Source organism: Nocardia sp. JCM 34519.1, assembly GCF_020361265.1.
GTDB lineage: Bacteria > Actinomycetota > Actinomycetes > Mycobacteriales > Mycobacteriaceae > Nocardia > Nocardia arthritidis_A.
Map to the genome: position 1 here is coordinate 249,279 of NZ_JAIRBR010000010.1, position 19,016 is coordinate 268,294.

Sequence of the window (19,016 nt, forward strand, 5' to 3'; positions counted from 1 at the left end):
GCCCGGCCGTCCGTTGTGTCGACCGGCCGGGCAGCGGCTACCCGAAATAGCTGCTAAAGGAATAGTTCAGGCCTCATCTTGGCAGAACCCGGCGGTCACACCGCGATATTCGAACATTACGGCCGATGTGTCGCCCCGTGAGCTGGGTATTCGTCCCGGTCGGTCATCCAATTCCGGTATACCTCGCGGCGCGCCGGAAAAACCCGCCGATGGGCAGATCGGCGGCGGCCGCACCGACGACCGGCGCGGTCCCAGCGGACCGGACATATCCGGCGACTCAGCTCGGCATTCCCAATTTGCTCTCGCCGTCGCGAACAATCCCGCCCAAGAAATCCCGGAAACGCTCTTCCGGTGTGCCGAACGGGTTGTCGTTGATCAGATACGTCCAGGTCGAGGTGGGGCGTTTCAGGCCGAGCGCTTCGAGATCCGCACCGCCGTCGGTGATTTCGACCCGATCGAATGTCTCGGCCGAGAGCCGATACGTCTCCGGTAGGAATTCGCTGAATTCGGCGACCGCGATGCGGTGGAATTCGTCGATGGGAGTCTCCCGCCCCAAGGCGCGCAGGTGAATTCCCTCCCGCACATCGGCCAGGTGTGCCAGATGTTCGCTCCAACCGTGGTCCAGGTGGTAGAGCACGATCGCCCGCGCGGTATCGCTCAGTGCTTCCGCTCCGGCCGTCTCCAGCAGTAGCTCGTATCGTTCCGGGCGCAGTTCGCGCAGTCGCCGCGACGCCTCGTCAGCCGTCAGCACCTGATGGCGATGGTCGAGGACGACCTCGCGCTGGATATTGATCAGGTTGTGGTAGCGCCAGGTGTCGCGGTGGATCTCGAGGTGCACACCCTCGGCGACCCGCTGGGCGTGTGCCATGGCCCGCCGGGCCCGCGCGGAGCGCACCCGTCCGTCCTCGCCCGCCTCGACCCGGCGCCGGGCATCCGGAAGGTGCACGAGCACATCGTCTTCCATGCTGGTGAAGAAGACCGAACTGCCGGGATCGCCCTGGCGCCCGGACCGTCCGCGCAGCTGATCGTCGAGCCTGCTCGTGTGGTAGTGCGCCGAGCCGACCACACACAGCCCGCCGAGTTCGGCCACGCGCTCGCGGCCCGCGCCGTCCACCGAGCCGAGCCGGATATCGGTGCCGCGGCCCGCCATCTGCGTCGAAATCGTCACCCGCCCGAATTCGCCTGCGCGAGCGATGATTCCGGCCTCCTCGGCATCGTTCTTCGCATTGAGCACCACACCGTCGATACCCGCGTCGGCCAGCATGCCCGCGATCAACTCGGATTCGGCAACGCTCAAAGTGCCCAGCAGGACCGGTCTTCCGGTCTCGTGCACGGTGCGCACGTACTCGACGATCGCGGCCTGCTTCTGTGCCATCGTCGCGTACATCCGGTCGGGCTCGTCGTCGCGCACGCACGGCACGTTCATCGGAACGCGTCCGGTCTTCAACCGGTAGAACTCCGCCAGCTGATCGGCGACGGCCACCGCGGTTCCGCTCATCCCGCACACCGTGCGATAGCGACCGATCAACGCCTGCACCAGGATGGAGTCGAGCACCTCGCCGGTCGGGCTGGCGGCGAGCCCCTCCTTGGCCTCCACCGCCGCCTGCAATCCGTCGGGCCAGCGCTGCAGCAGCGCCACCCGGCCGCGGGCGACATTGATAAGCTGCACCTTGCCGTCACGGACCAGGTAGTCGACATCGCGGTGCAGCAGCGCCCTGGCGTGCAGTGCGAGCTGCACCTTGGTGAGCAGTTCGGCGTGTGTGTCGGTGTACAGGTCGACACCGCCCAGCCGGTGCTGGACCAGGTCGATTCCGGCGTCGGTGAGAAAGACGTTGCGCCGGTCGCCGTCGACCTCGTAGTGCTCCCCGGAGGTGAGCTCGCGCACGAGCCGGGCGAAGGTGATCTCGTTGCGCCCACGGTCGACATCGCCCGCCAGCACCAGCGGCACCGTCGCCTCGTCGACCATCACCGAGTCGGCCTCGTCGACGATCACCACGTCCGGGGCGGGCAGCACCACCTCCGCGGGGTCCGTGCGCAGCCGGTCGCGCAGCACGTCGAAACCGACCTCGCTCACCGACACGTAGGTCACGTCGCAGGTGTACGCCGCCCGCCGGTCCGCCCAATCGGTCTGCTGATCCACCCAGCCGACCGAGACACCGAGCAGCGCGTACAGGTCGCGCATCCATTCCGCGTCGCGGCGGGCCAGGTAGTCGTTCACCGACACCACGTGCACCCGCCTGCCCTGCAGCGCGAATCCGGCCGCGGCCAGTGCGCCGGTCAGCGTCTTGCCCTCACCGGTCGCCATCTCGACGACGTAGCCGTTGAGCAGCGCGACCACGCCGACCAGCTGGACGTCGAACGGTGTTTCGCCCAAGGTCCGGTGCGCCGCCTCGCGGCCGAGCGCGCACACCTCGGCGAACTCGTCCCGGTCGAACGGCCGGTCCGGCGTCGTGCGCAGCCGCTCGGCCGCCGCCGTCAGCTCGTCGTCGGACAGTGCGCGCAGCGCCTCCGCGCGCTCGCCCGCCGCCGCGACCACCCGCCGGTAGCGCAGCACGTTCTCGGTGCCGGGCCGCTCGATGAGCCGCCGCACCCGCTGCCACACGCCATCGCCCCTACTGCCCATCGCCAGACCTGACCTCACCGCTGCGCAACAACTGACCGGATGTCCGAACATACCCTCGGCGACAGGCGGGTTCACTAAACGACCCCACTGGCGACGTCCGGACGCGCGCCGCACCGCGGCGGCGTTCGGGCGCCACGAACCTCGGCCTGCCACCCGCGGTGCTCGCCGACGTCGAGATAGGCGACATCCTGGTCCGGCGCTATCTGGACCTGCTGCGCCGGACCGGTACTCCCCAACTGTATCTCGACACGTTGCAGCCCTGTCTCGACAGTACGGCGACTGATCGTCCATCCCAACGCCATTCGATACCGCATCGATCGGTACCATGCGCTCACCGGCGTCGACCTACGCAAACCCGCTGTCGCACTGGAACTTTGGTGGGTGCTGCAGCGGCACCGACTTCCGCCGCCGGGCTGCGCGCGTTCACGGCAGATTCAGTGACGTCCCGGTTCGTCGCGGCCGATCCGGCGCAGTTCCGAAGCTGCCCATGCCTGCCAGATCCGCATCTGGTCCTCCGTCGCCGGGCGTCGGCCGTTCGCCTCCATCGCCTCGATCGTCGCCATCGCCCGGTCGATCGACGCTTGCCGCTGCGGGGGCAGTGTTATGTTGCGCTCCAGCACTTTTCGCGTGATCGTCGTCCAATCCTCGGGGCTGATAGGCATCCGGATTCCTTCCGAGCTCGTCCAGGTGGATGTAGATCCGCGTATCGCCGGGCACGACCGACTCGACCCGGAAGCGGGTTCCCGGCGGGAAAACCACCTCATCGCGCTCGTCACTCGCCCACGAAATATCCTTGCCGTGGCGGGAATTGATGATCAGCTCGACATTGCCCGCCATCGTCGCCAGTTTGTCGCCGCAGGAGAACCCGCTGTCGCGCACGACATTTCCGCTCCGATACGCCTCCAGGAAGGCATCCAACTCGACCGGATCATCGATCCGCATCGACCGGTAAACCGTCCCGGTGTGATCGGGCAGCTTGTTGAATGCGCCGACCAGCGCGCGGATTTCGATGTCGTACCTTTCGAGCAAGGATTCGTCGCCGCCTCGGGTGGCCTGATTCAGTAGGTTGTTGAACGAGGCTGACCGACTTCGGCCGATGAGCTCGATTTCGGCATCGGAGACGTTGGCCAGCTCGGGGTACTCGCCGATTCGGGCCGTGCGGATATCCGCGGACTCGGGTCCGATACCGCGGTCGCGCGCATACTCCCACTCCATCATCGGGTCGTAATAGTCGGAATTCGCGTAGTATGACCTGGCCTCGAGGGGCAGCTTCAACCTGTTCTCGGCTGTATCGGACGGTGAATCGCTGCGATCCGGAGCGGGCCGATGGTGCCGCGCGGGCCTCACACCATCCGGGATGCCACCGAGATACGGCGCCGATATCATGAACGGAACCGGAACCAGCTGCGGTGCTCCATCATTCGCGCCGTCGGCCGCCTGCTCCGTTGCCGGATCCGCGTCCTCGGATCGTCCTGCGGAGGTTGATTCGCCGTGGGCTACCGACGACGCCACTGAAACGTCCTCGGAACGCCGCAGGTTGCCGGATTGCAGTACTTCCTGCCGCACGGACTGGTCCGCACCGAGCTCGGAGCGCGGCGAACCTTCGTGCGTTGCGGTATATGGCGTTTCGTTTCGCACCGCCATCTGAGGTGCTACGGGACCGTCTGTCCGTTGCGGCGCCGCGGAACTCGTCGGCACACCGAGCGATTCGAATCCGGTTGTCGAGCGAGACTGAGCACGACCGGCGTCGAGGCGTTGCGATTCGCCCGAATAGCCCTGTGCGGCAGGTGAGGACGGCTTAGGCACGACAGGACTCACCTCGACACGTTCCTGCGTGCGAGGTTGAGTTGGCACGGAAGGCGTATCGACGCCACTCGACAGGCGCGCCGCTACGGGACCAGAGTCCGTACGTTGCGGTGCATTCGAAGGGATTTGCGGCGGCACTTCGGACCTCGTCGGGGCCGGACCGGAGTCCGTTCGCACCGGCACACCCGAATGCGGCGTCACGACAGCCACTTCCGAACTAGATCGCACACCAGCCGACCCCGAACCAACCTCGCTTCGCTGCGACGCACCCGAATGCGAAGGCGCAACAGGCGATTCCGATCCAGATAGCAACCGAGCCGGAGCGGAAACCGTGTCGTGCCGCTGCGGCGCACTGGGGTTCATTGGTTCCGTCGGTGTTTCGGTCGACACCCTAGCCGGAACGGCATCTGTTCGCTGCGACGTGCCAGGGGCCATCGGCGCGATGGACGAATCGACTCCGGACGGCACACGCCCCGAGGCCGAAGCATCGGCTCGCGGCGGAACAGCAGGATCCGTTGACGCGGCCGGTGTTTCGCCACCAGCTGGCACCCTAACCGGAACGGCATCTGCTCGCTGCGACGTACCAAGAGTCGCCGATACAACAGGCGAATCCGTCATACGAGTCGGCCCCTGACCAACGTCACCTCGCTCCGATGCACCCGAATGCGATGGCGCGACGGGAGATTCCGATCCGGCTGGCAACCGAGCCGGAGCGGAAATCGCGTCGGATCGCTGCGGCGCACTGGGGTTCATTGGTGCCGTCGGTGTTTCGGTCGAGACCCCGGCCGGAACAGCATCTGCTCGCTGTGGCGTGCCAGGGGTCGCTGGTGTAGCAGGTGCATCGCCCCCGGACGGCACGCGAGCCGGCGCGGAAGTCGTGGCGTGTCGCTCTGGCGCGCTGGGGTTCGCTGGTGCCGTAGGAGTTTCAGATCCGGTCAGCATCCTCACCGGAGCGGCATCTGTTTGCTGCGACGAGCCTGAGGGCGCCAGTGCGACGGGCGAGTCCGGCACACGACCCGGAACCGGAGCAACATCGGTTCGCGGCGGAGCGAGATTCGTTGGTGCGGCCGGTGTTTCGGCACCGGACGACACCCTGGCCGGAGCGGTATCTGCTCGCTGCGGCGTGCCAAGGGTCGCCGGTGTAGCAGGTGTATCGCCCCCGGACGGCACGCGACCCGGGCCCGAAGCATCGGCCGGCGGCGGAGCAGCCGGATACGTTGACGCTGTCGGTGTTTCGGCACCGGCTGGCACCCTGACCGGAATGGCATCTGGTCGCTCGAGCATGCCAGGGGGCGCCGGTGCGACAGGCGAAGCCGGCACACGAGTCGGTCCCGGACCGACGTCACTGCGCTGCGATGCACCCGAATGCGACGACGCGGCGGGCGATTCCGATCCAGATGGCAGACGAGTCGGAGCGGAAATCGTGTCGTGTCGCTCTGGCGCGCTGGGGTTCGCTGGCACCGTGGGTGTTTCGGATCCGGTCGGCACCCCGACCGGAGCGGCGTCTGCTCGCTGCGGCGTGCCAGGGGTCGCCGGTGTAGCGGGTGCATCGACTCCGGACGGCATACGACCCGCGACCGGAGTATCAGCTCGCGGCGGAGCAGCCGGACCCGTTGACGCGGCCGGTGTTTCGGCACCGGCTGGCACCTTGGCCGCAACGGCATCTGCTCGTTGCGACGTGCCAGGGGTCGCCGGCGCGACAGGAGAATCCGGCACACGAGCAACATCAGCTCGGGGCGGGGTGGCGGGACTCGTTGGTGCGGTTGGTGTTTCGGTTCTTGGCAGATTGGCCGGGGCTGCGACCACATCTGTTCGCGGTGGCGTGCCGGAGTTCGTCGGCGCGGCGGGCGAATCGGCTTCCGATGACAGCCTGGCCTGTACGGGGACGGCGTCAGTGCGCTGGGGAGCGCCGGTCTGTATCGACGCGGGCACGTCGGTTGACGGGCGGGCCTGGACAGGGGTGGCTTCCGTACGTTGCGGTACGCCGGGCTGCGTTGGCGCAGGCGCGTCGGTTGACGGACGGTGAGATGCGGCAGGGTTGCCGTCGGTAGTTTGCGGGGGGCCGGGATGGGTTGGGGTGGTTGTTATTTCGGATCGCGCCGGGGTGGGGTGGTTGATGGGCTGGCTCGGGGTGCTCGGTTGGGTCGGAACGCTCGGCTGACCTGGAACGCTCGGCTGACCTGAAACGCTCGGCCGCGCGGGGGTCGTCGGCTGAACCGGGAGGCTCGGCTGCGCCGGAGCACTCGGCTGCGTCGAGGCAGTCGGCTGCGCCGGGGTAGTCGGCTGCGCCGGAACACTCGGCTGAACCAAGATGCTCGGCTGAGCCGGGACACTCGGCTGCGCCAGGCTGCTCGGGTGACCCGGAACGCTCGGCTGCGCCGGAAAACTCGGCTGGGTTGGGGTAGTCGGCTGAGCCGGGAGGTTCCGCTGAACCGGGACGCTCGGCTGGACCGGGGTAGTGGGCTGAACCGGAACACTCGGCTGAACCGGAATACTCGGCTGAACCGGGGTAGTGGGCTGAACCGGGGTAGTGGGCTGAACCGGGACGTTCGGGTGGACCGGGCTGCTCGGGTGAGCCGGAACGCTCGGCTGTGGTGTTGTGGCGCTTGGGCGTTGGCCTGGGTCTGTGCTCGGGGATGAGGGCGGGTTTGGACCGGTGGGTGTCGGATTGGTTTGCCGTGGTGCGGGTTCCGTGGTTGTCGGGGTTTCCTGGTGCGGTTGGGGGGTGGTCGAGGTTGAGGTGCTGCGTTGTGTTTCGGCGGTGGTGGGGGCGTCGTGTGCGGTGGGTTGTGTGGTGGTGGTCGGTGCCGAATCGGTCGGTGTGTTGGCGTTCGTCGGGTGGACGACTTCCGGTAGGTCCAGTGATCCGTATCTGGTTGGGTCCGGACTGGTGGACTGGTTTGCCGGATTCGCCGGTGTGTCCTGTGGTGGCTTGGTTTCGGGAACGGATTGGTTCGCGGTGGTGCCGGGTTGATCGGGTGGCGTCGATATGCGGCTGGTGGCGACGAGTTTCTCCGACGGTGTATCACCATCCGGACCGTGCTGGACGGTTGAATCATGCTGCGTCGCAGTGGTTTCGGGTACGGTACGTTCTGTAGACGGTTTCGTGCCGGTGAGATCTTCGGTGCGGCTCGCCGACATCACGTCGCCTGCGACCATCGACGCGGACTTGTCCGCGGAACGAACCGTGGACGCCGTGTCGGCGGCGGCGTCGATATCCGTGGTCAAGGCGCTCGATCCGAGGCGCTGCCAGTCGTCGTTCGAGATGCCGCCGGCTACCGTGCGGGACTGCATGCGTTGGACGAGTTCGCGCATCGCCATCTTGATGGTGACCTGGGTGGCCTTTCGGGCGGCCTCCGCCGCTTCGGACAGCTTCTCCGACTGCGACAGTGCTGCCGACGCCTGGATGGCGAAACTGGTGAGCGCACCGATGATCACCAGTTTGGTGTGCTCGATATCGCTGGCACCATCCCGGAGGTTCTTGCTGAGCGCACGGCCTTTTTCGACGAGACTGTGCAGCGCACCTTGATCGCCTCCGATCCGTTTCCAGTATTCGGCCAACCCGTCGTGGGTCTTGCCCTCGCTGAGCGCGGCGAACACATCGCGCATCAGCCGCTCGGAATCGGTTTCGCTGCCGTCGAGCGCGGTGGCCATCTCCTGCCACGCGGCGGCGGCACGCCGCATCGCGGTCTCGTCGCCCTGCGGCCAATCCCCCTCTTCGAAAACCAGTTTCGCGGCAGAGCGCAGGGAATCCGGGATCTCGATACCCATATCAGGTCGCGAGCCCGCTGGTGGCGGCGGCGTTGACGGCATCCCGCGACTGCATTCCGTCGGCGACTTTCACAACGGCCGCACCGAGTTTCGTGAATACACCGGCCAGGCCATCGATACTTTTCAACCCGGCTTCGGCGGCCTGCTCATAGTTTTTCGCGAACGCCTGCCCTGCCGCATCGGTGCCCCAGCATTCGCCTCCGGCGTCGAGCGTCTGCCGCAGTTTCGTCAGCGCCGTCGCAACTGTGCTCGCAGCATCGTCGAAGCGAGAACTGGTGCGCCGCAAGGCTTCCGGATCGACGTCGAGGCTGGTCATCGTCCGTCCCTCAGGTATGAACCGGTGCGGTAGTACTCATCCTCGTCGATGGCCTGCGGCTGCGAACTATCCGGCAGCATCTCTTGGAAGAGTTCTTTGATCCCGGGAGCACCGGGCACCAGGTCGGGCAGGTCGGGGGCCGCGTCCGCGATATCCATGCTCGCCGCGAACGCGGCCCGGGACCGCTCCTCGGCCAGCGCGGCGGCCGCCCGTGCCGCCCGGGCCATCGCCCGGCCCAGCTTTTCCGGCGTCGAACGCTTGAACGCCTCCGGAACCAGATGGACTTCTTTCGGCACCCCGGACGCATCGCACACCACCCGCACCAGCCGGTCCGGCGACCACGCCTCCGCCGTCATCGCCGCCACCCGCGCCCTCGCCTCGGCGATCTCGCGCCGCTGTTGCTCGAACTGCGCCAGCAGCACCTCAATCCGGTCGCCCAATACCTCGTTGCGCGCCTCCGACGCGCCCTTTGCCCTGGCGTCCATCCGTGCCCCCGTTCCGAGAGATCCGTCAACCTATACCGACGCAACCGAACCGCAATCGGTTCCATCGAATTCACCGCGGCTCGCTCACCCGCGATTCGCGCATAGCGATCAACTTCCCGCGCATGCGATTGGTTACGCGAGAAACTGAAAGCTACGCGGGAACAACGGCATCCGTGGTGGGACCCGAACGCCGCATACCGACACGCGACGGTTCCGTGGTCGCGGTAGCGCGTCCAAGTTCGAGTAGGGCAATCGGCTTTTCGCGCAGCCGCCCTATGCCCGACCACAACCCCCATCGAGTCGCGGCCCTGACTACTGCACACACGAGAAGCTGAAAGCTATCCGGGACTAACGACATCCACGGGTGGACCGCAGCGCCGCAACCAGTGCGCCACGCGGTCAGGCCGATGCGACCCCGTCGTCGCAATAGCGCAACCCATCGGCGAGCCCGTCGATTCGAAGTCCACCCACAGCAATTCGCTTCCCACGCCGACTTGGGACCGCACCGCCGCATACCAACGCACCACGCGGTCAGACCGAGACGATTCCGCCGTCGTAGTAGCGCAACCCATCAGCGAGCCCGTCGATTCGAAGTCCACCCACACCAATTCGCTTCCCACACTGACTTGGGACCGCACCGCCGCATACCATCGCACCACGCGGTCAGACCGAGGCGATCCCGTCGCCGTAGTGGCGCGCGCCCCATCGACGAGCCCGTCGATTCGAAATCCGCGCACAACAATTCGCTTCCCCCGCTGACTATTGCACGCACGAGAAGCCGAAAGACGCGCATGAACAACGTAATCCGCAACAGGTCAGCGGACCGGCAGCTCCACCGTCACGCGCAGCCCACCCCCGGCCCGCGGGGTGAGAGCGAGTGTCCCATCGTGTGCTTGGACAATACTTTTCACGATTGCCAACCCGAGACCGACACCCGCATGATCGCCGCGGATGCGGTCGGTACCGCGCCGGAACGGTTCGGTGAGCGTGGCGACGAGTCCCGCGGTGAGCTCATCCCCGGTGTTTTCGATGGTGAGCAGGACGGATCCGGGTCCGGTGGCGGTGTCGACCCGCACGCAGCCGTGTTCGGGGAGGTTGTGGACGATGGCGTTGTGCAGGAGATTCATCGTCATCTGCAGGAGGAGTGCGGGTGAACCGACGGCGGGGCCGATGGATCCGGAGGTCTCGATGGTGACACCGTGCTTCTCCGCCAGCGGAAGCAGCGTTTCGGCGGCTTCCTCCGCCAGGAGGGACAGGTCGACGCGCTCCCGGGCGAACGACCGCTGGTCCGCGCGGCTGAGCAGGAGCAATGCTTCGGTGAGTTCGATCGCTCGCGCGTTGACGGTGCGGAGCCGCTCGATGAGTTCGTCGCTGTCGCGCTTCGGATCTCGACGGGCGACGTCCAGCAGGGTTCGGGTGATCGCCAGCGGGGTGCGCAGTTCGTGGGAAGCGTTGGCCGCGAACCTGCGCTGTTCGGCGACATGGGCTTCCAGTTTTTCGAGCATGGCGTCGAAACTGTCGGCGAGTTCCCGGAATTCGTCGCCGCGGCCCGGCAGCCGGATCCGATGCGAGAGCGACCCGTCGGCGGTCAGCCGGGTGGCCTCCGTGATGCGAGTCAGCGGGGCGAGCATGCGCCCGGCGAGAATCCACCCGCCCACGAGCCCGAACATCAGCAGGAACACCAGCACCAAGGCCACCGCCGTGCCGAATACGCTCGGTCCGAAGTTGTGGGGGTCGAAGACGCGCCGGATATTGGCGCGGTGCGGAACGAGATTGCTGGCGGGCACGCCCCGCAGCAGGAACGCCCACACGGCGGCGAGCAGCAAAACGCCTGCGAGCATGAGGAATCCGGCGTAGCTGAGGGTGAGTTTGAGCCGAACGCTCAATCCGGGCGCCCTAGCCACGAACCGCGCGCTCGGTGTCGATGCGGTAGCCGACGCCCGCGACGGTGGCGATGATCCAGGGTTCGCCGAGGCGTTTGCGCAGTGCCGAGACCGTGATGCGCACGGCGTTGGTGAACGGGTCGGCGTTCTCATCCCACGCCCGCTCCAGGAGTTCCTCGGCGCTGATGACTCCCCCTTCCGCCGCCACCAGGACTTCCAGCACCGCGAACTGTTTGCGAGTGAGCGCGACATAGCGGCCGTCGCGATAGACCTCGCGCCGGAACGGGTCCAGCCGCAGGCCCGCGATCTCCCGCACCGGTGGCCTGCGGTGACCGCGCCTGCGGTCGAGGGCTCGCAGCCGCAGCACGAGTTCGCGCAGTTCGAACGGTTTGGTGAGGTAGTCGTCGGCGCCGAGTCCGAATCCGGATGCCTTGTCGTCGAGCCGGTCCGCGGCGGTGAGCATCAGGATCGGCATACCGCTGCCGGAGGCGACGACGTGTTGGGCGATCTCGTCGCCGGAGGGTCCCGGAATGTCGCGGTCGAGGACGGCGATGTCGTAGGCGTTGACGCTCAGTAGTTCCAGTGCGGTGTCGCCGTCACCGGCGATATCGGCCGCGATCGCTTCCAGACGCAGACCATCGCGAATGGCCTCTGCCATATAGGGTTCGTCCTCGACAACCAAGACTCGCATATCCGGATGCTACGAGCGCGCGCATATCGTCGGCATACCGAAAATCACATACGGGCGGGCAACACCGCATTGCCTTGACTGGCAGCATGAGTCAGACAACCGCGACAATTCGCAGACCCACCGGCGTGGTCGCGACCATCATCAAAACCTGCGTCCACCGCTCGTCATGGATACCCTTGCGCGGCAGTAGGATTGCCGTGGCGGATGGCGCGATCCCCCGCGGCGTCACGGTGTTCGATGACGAATATCCCGCCATAGCCAACCTGAATCCGGCACTGCTGCGCGCCCTGCGCGAGGCGGCGACCGACGCGGGCATCCGGTTCTACGTCAACAGCGGATGGCGTTCTCCGGCCTACCAGCATCGACTTCGCCGTGCGGCGGTCGCGAGGTACGGCTCCGAGGCCGAAGCCGCCCGGTGGGTCGCCACCGCCGACGCATCCGCGCATGTATCCGGCGATGCGGTCGATCTCGGCTTCGACGCCAGGGTGTGGCTATCCGAGCACGGCGCGGACTACGGACTGTGCCAGATCTATCGCAACGAGCCCTGGCACTACGAACTTCGCCCGGAGGCGAGCGAATATGGTTGCCCTCCCATGTATCCCGACCCCGCACACGATCCGAGGATGCGGAAGTGACCGGCGCGTCGTTGGCCGAAGCCCGAGCCGCCGCGGTGACTCTCGATCAGGTGCGGTGGAAACCGTTCACCCGCATCGCTTTTCGATTCTGCTTCCTGTACTTCGGCTTGTTCTGCCTACTCACTCCGCCGATCGTGTTCGTGTTCACCGGATGGTTCGGCCGCCGACTGGGGCAGTACGCGTCGCTCTGGCCCATCCGGAAATCGCAGCCCGCCCTGAACTGGGTGAGCCAGCACGTATTCGGCGTGACCGCACAGCTGTATTCGAACGGTGTCGGTGATCAGATCATCTTCTGGGTGCTGCTGTTCTGCATCCTGGTGGTGGCGGTGGCGGGAGCCGCGGTGTGGTCGGTACTGGACCGGCGCCGCACGCACTATCGCACGCTCGCGGGCTGGTTCCTGCTCGGCATCCGGCTGTCGCTGGCCGGTCAGATGCTGAGTTTCGGCTTCGCCAAGGCGATTCCGACCCAGATGCCGCAGCCGTCGCTGACCAGGCTGCTCACCCCGTACGCTGATTTCACGCCGATGGCAGTGCTGTGGTCGCAGGTAGGTGTTTCGCGACCGTACGAAATGCTGCTCGGCGCCGCGGAAATCGCCGCGGCGATCCTGCTCTTCATACCGCGGACCGCGCTGCTCGGCGCGCTGCTGGCCATGATCGATACGCTTCAAATCTTCGTGCTGAACATGACCTTCGATGTGCCGGAAAAGATTTCGTCCTCGCACCTGCTGCTGATGTCACTTCTGCTGTTGGCGCCCGAGGCGCGGCGGCTGACGCGAGTACTGCTGCTGAACCGCACCACCGGTCCTTCCGATGTGCCGTATCCGTTCCAAGGCAAGAGATCCCGGCGTATCGCGGCGCTGGCGCAGGCGGCGCTCGGCATCTGGACCACGGTGGCGCTGGTGCAAGGCGGTTGGCACGCGTGGCGTACCGGTGGGCCCGACCGCCCCAAACCTCCGCTGTACGGCATCTGGTCGGTATCGGAGTACACCCGCGACGGCCGGCCGGCGCCACCGCTCACCACCGACGAAACCCGTTGGAAAAAGGTTGTTTTCGACTATCCCGAGGTAATCACCTACCAGCGGATGGACGATACCCTGGTAACCGTTCCCGTCGACGTGGACGCCGCCGACCATCGAATCCGGTTCACCACAGGCACACCGCCGACCACATTGCTATTCCAGCAACCAGCACCGGAAAAGGCCGTGCTCACAGGCGAATTGGACGGTCATCAGGTGACGATCACCCTCGACCGAATCGACCCCGACACCTTTCCCCAACGAAGCATCGGATTCCACTGGGTACAGAACCGCCCGAACCTTTGACGATTCGCGCACAGTGATCAGCTTCCAGCACATGTGATCGGCTACGCCCGAAGCTGAACAACAGCATCCCTGGCGGGAACGCTAACGCGAGACGCCGCTCGCCCGGAACACCACCGAATCGTCGGCCACCACGGCATTACCGCCGCGCTGCTTCGCCCGGTACATCGCGCTGTCTGCGGAGCGGATCAGCTCGCGCATCAACTGTTGCCCGTAGCGGTGGCCGGTCTCGCGGACCTCGGCGCGGGCGACGCCGATGCTGGCGGTGACCGACATGGAGCCGATCGGGCCCGCGACGGCGCGGCGCAATCGGTCGGCGACCTCGACCGCACCGGCGGCGGGGGCGCGCAGCACGATCGCGAATTCCTCGCCGCCGACCCGGGAGACGACGCTGTCGGCCGGCGCGGTGCCGCGCAGGCGGGCGGCGGTGCGCACCAGCACCTCGTCGCCCGCGTAATGCCCGAACGTGTCGTTGACGGCTTTGAAGCGGTCCAGGTCGACCATGATGACGCAGATCGGCAGCGCGCCGGGACGTCCGAGCAGGATCGCCGAGTGATAGTCGAGACCGCGCCGGTTCCAGAGCTGGGTCAGCGGATCGGACAGCATATCGCTGCGCAGCACCCAGTAGCAGAACTGCAGCCCGGGCGGCACCACCACCGCCATCGCCATGCCGAGCAGCATGATGGCCGCCGATGTGGCGTCGCCGCCGGTCAGCAGCGGCACCGACACCGTCACCGCCGTGGCGATCGACCACAGTGTGTGCGCGGCAAGGACTTTCGGAGAGTGGAAGGCGCTCACGTACACCCCGACGATCAGCAGCTGCACCATCCCGACCGACCGCACCACCAGGCCGGGGCTGAGCACGGAGACCGCGGTGACGCACAGGTCGGCGGAGGCGATCAGCAGCAGGGATTCCGCCTCGCCCGGCCACGGCAGCACCCACCAGCGCAAACCCCACACCAGGCCGGCCAGTGCGAGTAACCACAGCGTCGTCCGCGCGACCGAATTCTCCGGGCCCGCGGGGGATACCGCGATGAGCACGCTCATGATCGGTGTGACCACGCCGCACAACCCGATGGCGAACTTCAGCACCCCCAGCGCGGAGCGGGATTCGATGGCGCCGACCACCCAGCGATAGTCGACACCCTCGCCCCACCAGGCCCGCAGCAGCCGCAAACCAACGCCCAAGCCACTTCCGCGCTCGGTCGTGACATGCGCTGTATCGATGGCTCGCTCGCTCACGGACTACCCCTCGGCGTCGACCACAACCTCCCGAACCACTGACCTGACTCCGCTGCCGTCACCACTGCCGCTCAGGTGACGCTTCTCCATTCAGCCACAGTGCAGCAACCTAACGCAGTGTAAGCCGCATCACATCCGATCTGCGCGCTGTCGCGCTGCGTACCCGGCTCGTTGCCGGGTATCCGCTGCGCAAGGAGGTGTGTGATGCCGAAGGAATGGACCAACAAACAGGAACGTCAGTACGAGCACATCAAGGATTCGGCCGCGAAACGCGGCGCGAGCACCGGCCGGGCCAAGGAGATCGCGGCGCGGACGGTGAACAAGAACCGCGCGCAATCCGGGCAGTCCAAGACGGCGAGCCGCAGTTCGGTCGAGGATATGTCGCCGCAGCGGCGGGGCGGTCTGCGATCCGGGCGCGGCGGACCCAAGGGCCCGACCCGCGATCAGCTCTACAACGAGGCGAAGAAACGCAATATCAAGGGACGTTCGAAGATGACCAAGAGCCAACTGGCCAGCGCGCTCGGCCGTAGCTGACCGCCGATCCGCCCCACCCTGAGTTTGTTGCGAATTTGCTGGGGCGGCAACAATTTCCGACCCCACCGGCGGGTGATTGACAGCCCAGTCGGGTAGGCGTACGGTCGCTGCTCAAACAATTGGAAACTTTCCTAATAATCCATCGCAGGGGATGGGGAGGGAGGGCGGCAGTGGCCAATACGCGACACACCCTCGCCGGGCCGCCCAGCCTGCTGCGCGCGATCAACGATCGCGCCGCACTGGAACTGTTGCTCGCCAACGGGCCGCTCTCCCGAACCCAGCTCGGCACGCTCACCGGCCTGTCGAAACCCACTGCGTCACAACTGCTTTTCCGCCTGGAGGCAGCCGGGCTGGTAGTGCCGGTGGGCACCGCTGCGGGCGGCCCGGGGCCGAATGCGCAGCTGTACCAGGTGAATCCGGCCGCCGGATATGTGGCCGGGCTCGACGTCACCAACACCGAGGTGCGGATCGCCGTCGCCGACATCACCGGAACCACCCTCGCCGAACACCGCGTGAGCAGTAGGCGCTGGGCCGCCGCGGAAACCATTCCCCATGTGGCCCAGGCCGTTTCGGAAACGGTCAAGCTGGCCGGACTCGCCGATGACGCGCTGAGCGACGTGGTCATCGGCATCGGGGGCGCACTCGACCCGGCCACCGGCAGGCTGCGGTACGCGGCGCACCGGCCGGGCTGGCACTCCCCCACCCTGCTCGACGATCTGACGAGCGCCATCGGCGCGCCGGTGATGATCGAGAACGACGTGAACCTGGCCGCCGTCGCCGAACAGATCCACGGATCGGCCCAGGGCTGCGAGGATTTCGTGCTGCTGTGGGCCGACGCCGGAGTCGGCGCGGCCATCGTGATCGCGGGCCAGCTGTACCGCGGCTTCACCGGCGGCGCGGGCGAGGTGGGCTATATGCCGCTGCCCGGCGCGCCGATCGTGCACGATGTGCGGCGCAAGAATTCCGGCGGCTTCCAGCAATTGGCAGGCGCCCCAGCGGTTCTGGCGCTCGCCCGCAAGCACGGGCTGACCGCGCCGACGGCCGCCCAAGCGGTCGCCAAGGCCGTCGAGACCCCGGGCGCCGGCGATGATTTCCTCGCCGAATTCGCCGACCGCCTGGCCCTCGGCATGGCCGCGATCGTCTCGGTGGTCGATCCGGAGGTGCTGATCCTGTCCGGTGCGGTGCCGAGGGCGGGCGGGGAGCCGTTGCGCGCACTGGTACAGGACGCGCTCGCCGAGCTCACCATGCCCCGGCCCGAGGTGCGTTGCAGCACCGTTCCCGGATCGTCGGTCCTGCACGGCGCGCTACAGCGGGCCGCGGCGACCGCGCGGGACACCGTCTTCTCCACCCACTAGTTCTGCTCGACCCCGCACCACCAGTTCCGCCCAGCAGTACCCATCGGGTGCCGCGCGCACCAGGAGATCCGTCACATGCGCAAACCAACGCTTCGCACCCTCGCCGCGCTCACCGCATGCACCACCACCGTGCTGCTCACCGCATGTACCGGGCAGAGTTCCGGCGGCGGTGACGACGGTTCGGCATCCGGCAAGGACGTCACCATCACGTTCTGGCACGGCTGGAGCCAGGACAACGAGGTGAAGGCGATCCAGGACAATGTGGCCGCGTTCGAGAAGCTGCACCCCAACATTCACGTCAAGCTGGTCGGCAACGTATCCGACGACAAGATCGAGCAGGCGCTGCGCGCGGGCGGCTCCGACGCACCGGATGTGGTCTCCTCCTTCAGCACCGATCAGGTCGGCAAATTCTGTTCCGCCAATGTGTGGATCGATCTGAATCCGTTGCTGCGCAAGGACAATATAGATCCGGCCAAGACCTTTCCCCCGGCCATGCTCGAGTACAGCGGGTTCGAGGGCGATCAGTGTGCGCTGCCGCTGCTCGGCGACACCTACGGCCTGTACTACAACAAGGCCGCCTTCGCCGCCGCCGGAATCACCGCACCACCGAAGACGTTCAGCGAATTCGACGCCGACGCAGTCAAATTGACCATCCCGAACGGCGATGGCTACAAACAGCTCGGCTTCATGCCGAACTATCACGGCTACGAGACGACGGCGATGCACTATCTCGGCCAGTACGGTGCGAAATACTTCGCCTCGGACGGGAAGTCGAATCTCGCGAGCGATCAGAAGGTGGCCGCGATGTTCACCTGGCAGAAGAACCTGATCGGCAAGCTCGGCGGCTACGAGAAGCTGGAGAAGTACCGCACCACCTTCGGCGACGAGTTCAGCGCCAAGAACCCGTTCGAGACCGGTCAGGTCGCCATGTCACTCGACGGCGAGTGGCGCACCGCGTCGCTGGCCGATGACAAGGTCGGATTCGATTGGGCCACAGCGCCTTTCCCGGTGCCGGACGACCAGGCCGACACCTACGGCCGCGGGTACCAGACCGGCACCATCATCGGCATCGCGAAATCCAGCAGGAAGCAAACGGCCGGATGGGAGTTCGTGAAGTATCTGACCACCGACACCGGCGCGCTGGTGCGCTTCGCCAACGCCATCCACAATGTGCCGAGCACCAACGCCGCGCTGAATTCCCCCGACCTGGTGGCGGATCCGAATTTCAAGACCTTCATCGATATCGCCAAGAACCCGAATTCCTCGACCACCCCGGCCAGCATCAACGGCGGCGCCTACCAGATCTCGCTGCGCAACTTCGGCTACGACTACGAGTCGGGCAAGCAGACCGATCTGCGGGCCGGATTGGCCGCTACCGCAAAGGAAGTCGACGAGGCGATCGCACAGGCGAAGTGAGATGGCCACCGCACTCGCCCGCAGGCGACGCCGCTCCGCGCTGCGCACGCTCGCCTTCCTCGCGCCGTGGTTGATCGGTTTCGGCGTCTTCTTCGTCTACCCGCTGATCTCGATCGTCTACTTCTCGTTCACCAAATACGACGGCTTCTCGGCGCCGACCTTCACCGGGCTGCGGAACTGGAACTACGTGCTCGGGAAGTATCCGTTCTTCTGGCAGGGGCTGCGCAACACGATGTGGCTTGTGCTGGTGATGGTTTCGTTGCGGGTGGTGTTCGGGCTCGGCATCGGGCTGCTGGTCACCAAGATCAAGACCGGGCTCGGATTCTTCCGCACCGTGTTCTATCTGCCCTACCTGGCGCCGCCGGTGGCCGCCACCATCGCCTTCGCCTTCCTGCTGAATCCCGGCACCGGTCCGGTCAATCATCTGCTCGGCGAACTCGGTCTGCCGCAACCGGGTTGGTTCACCGATCCGGACTGGTCCAAACCCGCGCTGACCATGCTCGCGGTGTGGGGCATCGGCGATCTGATGGTCATCTTCATGGCGGCACTGCTGGACGTGCCGCGCGAACAGTACGAGGCGGCCGAACTCGACGGCGCCGGGCCGTGGCAGCGATTCCGGTACATCACGCTGCCGAATATCACGCCGATCGTCTTGTTCGCCGTGGTCACCGGGGTCATCCAGACGATGCAGTACTACACCCAGGCGATCGTCGCGGGAAAGGTGGCCAGCGGCAAAGTCGCGGGCGGCGGTGAGGCTTTCGAGCCCGGCTACCCGAACGGGTCCACCTGGACCCTGCCGCAGATGATCTACAACCTCGGCTTCCAGCGCTTCGACACCGGCTCCGCATGCGTGGTCGCGGTACTCCTGTTCGCCATCTCCATGGCCTTCACCTCGCTGCTGCTGCGGCGCAGATCCGGCTTCCTGCAAGGAGATTGAGTC

General features: G+C 66.4%; 16 protein-coding genes. 9 read left to right on the top strand and 7 right to left on the bottom strand.

Annotated elements, in window-relative coordinates:
* Positions 1-277 precede the first annotated feature (277 nt).
* On the bottom strand, positions 278-2,623 hold the full coding sequence (gene secA2, locus LGY53_RS24735; protein WP_225729086.1) for an accessory Sec system translocase SecA2: 2,346 nt from the start codon (positions 2,621-2,623) through the stop codon (positions 278-280).
* A 282-nt stretch (positions 2,624-2,905) separates the two neighbouring features.
* On the opposite strand from secA2, the gene LGY53_RS24740 reads away from it, so the two are divergent.
* Positions 2,906-3,064, top strand: a complete 159-nt coding sequence (locus LGY53_RS24740; RefSeq protein ID WP_308102991.1) for a helix-turn-helix domain-containing protein — start codon at positions 2,906-2,908, stop codon at positions 3,062-3,064.
* Here LGY53_RS24740 and LGY53_RS24745 read toward each other — a convergent pair.
* On the bottom strand, positions 3,047-3,841 hold the full coding sequence (locus LGY53_RS24745; protein WP_225729087.1) for a hypothetical protein: 795 nt from the start codon (positions 3,839-3,841) through the stop codon (positions 3,047-3,049). The two genes, LGY53_RS24740 and LGY53_RS24745, sit on opposite strands and share 18 nt — an antisense overlap.
* Positions 3,842-7,154: 3,313 nt before the next feature.
* Here LGY53_RS24745 and LGY53_RS24750 point away from each other — a divergent pair.
* Both LGY53_RS24750 and LGY53_RS24755 read left to right on the top strand, forming a co-directional pair.
* The gene (locus LGY53_RS24750; protein WP_225729088.1) at positions 7,155-7,403 is read left to right on the top strand and encodes a hypothetical protein; all 249 of its coding nucleotides are present in this window, start codon (positions 7,155-7,157) and stop codon (positions 7,401-7,403) included.
* Positions 7,404-7,486: 83 nt separating this feature from the next.
* Complete coding sequence (locus LGY53_RS24755; RefSeq protein ID WP_225729089.1) at positions 7,487-8,236, top strand: hypothetical protein; 750 nt, start codon at positions 7,487-7,489, stop codon at positions 8,234-8,236.
* Here LGY53_RS24755 and LGY53_RS24760 read toward each other — a convergent pair.
* From LGY53_RS24760 to vanR-Sc, 4 genes are all read right to left on the bottom strand, one after another.
* Entirely contained in the window at positions 8,202-8,516 is a 315-nt protein-coding gene (locus tag LGY53_RS24760) for a WXG100 family type VII secretion target (RefSeq protein WP_225729090.1), read from the bottom strand. The two genes, LGY53_RS24755 and LGY53_RS24760, sit on opposite strands and share 35 nt — an antisense overlap.
* Entirely contained in the window at positions 8,513-9,001 is a 489-nt protein-coding gene (locus LGY53_RS24765; protein WP_225729091.1) for a YbaB/EbfC family nucleoid-associated protein, read from the bottom strand. Before LGY53_RS24765 ends, LGY53_RS24760 begins: the two co-directional genes overlap by 4 nt.
* An 815-nt stretch (positions 9,002-9,816) precedes the next feature.
* Complete coding sequence (locus LGY53_RS24770) at positions 9,817-10,887, bottom strand: HAMP domain-containing sensor histidine kinase (protein ID WP_255665140.1); 1,071 nt, start codon at positions 10,885-10,887, stop codon at positions 9,817-9,819.
* A 10-nt stretch (positions 10,888-10,897) separates the two neighbouring features.
* Entirely contained in the window at positions 10,898-11,575 is a 678-nt protein-coding gene (gene vanR-Sc / locus LGY53_RS24775; protein WP_225729093.1) for a VanSc-type vancomycin resistance response regulator transcription factor VanR, read from the bottom strand.
* An 86-nt stretch (positions 11,576-11,661) separates the two neighbouring features.
* On the opposite strand from vanR-Sc, the gene LGY53_RS24780 reads away from it, so the two are divergent.
* Positions 11,662-12,210, top strand: a complete 549-nt coding sequence (locus LGY53_RS24780; protein WP_225729094.1) for a M15 family metallopeptidase — start codon at positions 11,662-11,664, stop codon at positions 12,208-12,210.
* A complete protein-coding gene (locus LGY53_RS24785; protein ID WP_225729095.1) occupies positions 12,207-13,532 on the top strand; it encodes a DoxX family protein in 1,326 nt (441 codons plus the stop codon). The genes LGY53_RS24780 and LGY53_RS24785 overlap by 4 nt, the downstream gene beginning before the upstream one ends.
* Before the next feature lie 81 nt (positions 13,533-13,613).
* Here the strand turns inward: LGY53_RS24785 and LGY53_RS44200 are convergent, their stop codons facing one another.
* Entirely contained in the window at positions 13,614-14,771 is a 1,158-nt protein-coding gene (locus tag LGY53_RS44200) for a sensor domain-containing diguanylate cyclase (protein WP_225729096.1), read from the bottom strand.
* Positions 14,772-14,975: 204 nt separating this feature from the next.
* On the opposite strand from LGY53_RS44200, the gene LGY53_RS24795 reads away from it, so the two are divergent.
* The 4 genes from LGY53_RS24795 to LGY53_RS24810 all read left to right on the top strand — a co-directional run bounded on the left by LGY53_RS24795 (position 14,976) and on the right by LGY53_RS24810 (position 19,013).
* Positions 14,976-15,305, top strand: coding sequence for a plasmid stabilization protein (locus LGY53_RS24795; RefSeq protein ID WP_225729097.1), 330 nt, complete (start codon positions 14,976-14,978; stop codon positions 15,303-15,305).
* A gap of 170 nt (positions 15,306-15,475) precedes the next feature.
* Positions 15,476-16,660, top strand: coding sequence for an ROK family transcriptional regulator (locus tag LGY53_RS24800; RefSeq protein WP_225729098.1), 1,185 nt, complete (start codon positions 15,476-15,478; stop codon positions 16,658-16,660).
* A gap of 75 nt (positions 16,661-16,735) precedes the next feature.
* Entirely contained in the window at positions 16,736-18,076 is a 1,341-nt protein-coding gene (locus tag LGY53_RS24805; protein WP_225729099.1) for an extracellular solute-binding protein, read from the top strand.
* A 1-nt stretch (position 18,077) separates the two neighbouring features.
* Positions 18,078-19,013, top strand: a complete 936-nt coding sequence (locus LGY53_RS24810; protein WP_225729100.1) for a carbohydrate ABC transporter permease — start codon at positions 18,078-18,080, stop codon at positions 19,011-19,013.
* Positions 19,014-19,016: the final 3 nt, after the last annotated feature.

What these genes read in the sequence shown, in the direction of transcription:
- LGY53_RS24760 (WP_225729090.1), bottom strand. Translation starts at nt 8,516, where the DNA reads ATGACCAGCCTCGACGTCGATCCGGAAGCCTTGCGGCGCACCAGTTCT.
- LGY53_RS24810 (WP_225729100.1), top strand. Translation starts at nt 18,078, where the DNA reads ATGGCCACCGCACTCGCCCGCAGGCGACGCCGCTCCGCGCTGCGCACG.
- LGY53_RS24755 (WP_225729089.1), top strand. Translation starts at nt 7,487, where the DNA reads ATGCTGCGTCGCAGTGGTTTCGGGTACGGTACGTTCTGTAGACGGTTT.
- LGY53_RS24805 (WP_225729099.1), top strand. Translation starts at nt 16,736, where the DNA reads ATGCGCAAACCAACGCTTCGCACCCTCGCCGCGCTCACCGCATGCACC.
- LGY53_RS24765 (WP_225729091.1), bottom strand. Translation starts at nt 9,001, where the DNA reads ATGGACGCCAGGGCAAAGGGCGCGTCGGAGGCGCGCAACGAGGTATTG.
- secA2 (WP_225729086.1), bottom strand. Translation starts at nt 2,623, where the DNA reads ATGGGCAGTAGGGGCGATGGCGTGTGGCAGCGGGTGCGGCGGCTCATC.
- LGY53_RS24745 (WP_225729087.1), bottom strand. Translation starts at nt 3,841, where the DNA reads ATGATGGAGTGGGAGTATGCGCGCGACCGCGGTATCGGACCCGAGTCC.
- vanR-Sc (WP_225729093.1), bottom strand. Translation starts at nt 11,575, where the DNA reads ATGCGAGTCTTGGTTGTCGAGGACGAACCCTATATGGCAGAGGCCATT.
- LGY53_RS24795 (WP_225729097.1), top strand. Translation starts at nt 14,976, where the DNA reads ATGCCGAAGGAATGGACCAACAAACAGGAACGTCAGTACGAGCACATC.
- LGY53_RS24780 (WP_225729094.1), top strand. Translation starts at nt 11,662, where the DNA reads ATGAGTCAGACAACCGCGACAATTCGCAGACCCACCGGCGTGGTCGCG.